At 62.4% G+C, this 1,445-nt stretch carries 2 protein-coding genes; one reads left to right on the top strand and one right to left on the bottom strand.

What is annotated here, in order from left to right; genetic code table 11:
- The coding region (locus AC1DSN_RS22590) for an alpha/beta hydrolase (protein ID WP_477333066.1) at positions 1–949 on the top strand (949 nt) is incomplete at its 5' end.
- Here the strand turns inward: AC1DSN_RS22590 and AC1DSN_RS22585 are convergent.
- The coding region (locus AC1DSN_RS22585; protein ID WP_477333064.1) for a tautomerase family protein at positions 946–1,445 on the bottom strand (500 nt) is incomplete at its 5' end. The genes AC1DSN_RS22590 and AC1DSN_RS22585 overlap by 4 nt on opposite strands.

The following is a 1,445-nucleotide window of genomic DNA, read 5'->3' as shown; positions in this document are numbered from 1 at the left end:
CCCTAAGGCCGCTGTGATCGATGATGTGGTCTATACGCGGCCCGCCAGGCTGGTCGACATCGGCGCTGGCCAGCGGCTCAATCTGTACTGCCTTGGGTCCGGTTCGCCGACGGTGGTTCTTGATGCGGGCATGGGCGATTCGACGGTCTCCTGGGCGATGGTCCAGCCGGCGATGGCAAAGACGACGCGCGTCTGTTCGTTCGACCGCGCAGGCCTGGGTTTCAGCGATGCTGCGCGGCGACCTTCCACGCCGGTCAATCAGGCCGAAGATCTCCATGCCTTGCTGCGGGCTGCTGGTATAAAGCCACCCTATGTCATGGTTGGGCATTCGCTGGCTGGCATGAATGTCCGCGTGTACGCGGACAAGTACCGCGATGACGTCGTTGGCATGGTCATCGTCGAGGGCTCGCACGAAGACCAATCGGCCGAAGGCTGGGCGCTGAGCGCGCCGGGCGACAAAGAGAAATACGACCAGTATCTGAAAGACCAGCACGCGTGTATCGATGCGGCCCGGCTGGGGCTCACGCCGGGCACAAAGATGTTCGAGAAGTGCCTGGGCGACACCAACGATCCGCACTTCAGCCCGGCGATCAACCAGGCGCAGGCTACCTATGGCGCCACGGAGAAGTGGCAGGCGGCGGTCGCGTCCGAGCGAGAGAACGTCTTCTACGGCAGCGCGGACGAGACCCGAAAAACCCGTAGCGATTTCGGCGACATGCCGATCATCGTGCTCACGCATTCTCCCTTTCCTGCGCGCACTGGCGAATCGCAGAATGAGCGCAACCGCAAGACGCTGTCGTGGGAAGGTCTTCACCTGCGTGTAGCGGCCATGTCCACGCGTGGTGTGAACGAAATCGTTCCCGATGCGGGGCATTTCATTCAGTACGACAAGCCGCAGGTGGTTATCGATGCGGTGAATGAGGCGGTGTGGATTTCGCGCGGGCGTTAAGAGCGCGCGCGTTCCGCCATCGCGGCGAGCATGCGGCGATCGTCTTCGGGCAGGGCGTCGAACCATGCGGCTTCTTCGCCGGGTTCGGGTAGCACGTGGCCGAACTCGGCCATGAGGCCGGGGCGGATTTCGCTGAGGTATACCCAGATGCCTTGCGTCGGCAGGCCGGATGCATTCGATACGTCGCGGACGAGGCGTTCGACTAACGTTCGCTTCTGGTCGTCGGTGCGGCCGCTGCGGACGTGGCCGTGGACGAAGAGGGTGTCGCGTTGTAACGGTACGCCGCCGATGAACCAGTCTTCGCCGGGGGCGTGGTCGAAGACGACCTGGGCGAAGTAGGTGTTGGCACCGGTGATTTCGGTGTGGGCAGTTGTTATGGCTTTCGCAATGCGGTGTTTGGTTGTGGCGTTGAGATCAGTCAGGGTGCTGCGGACGATATACGTTGGCATGGTGGTATCCATTGGACGGTTGTCGCGAGCACCCATCGCCGATGAAT

The sequence above is a fragment of the Luteibacter sp. P4_D7_3 genome (assembly GCF_056401735.1).
The sequence above is the reverse complement of the archived record's forward strand: the minus strand, read 5'-3'. Positions and strand labels throughout refer to the sequence as shown.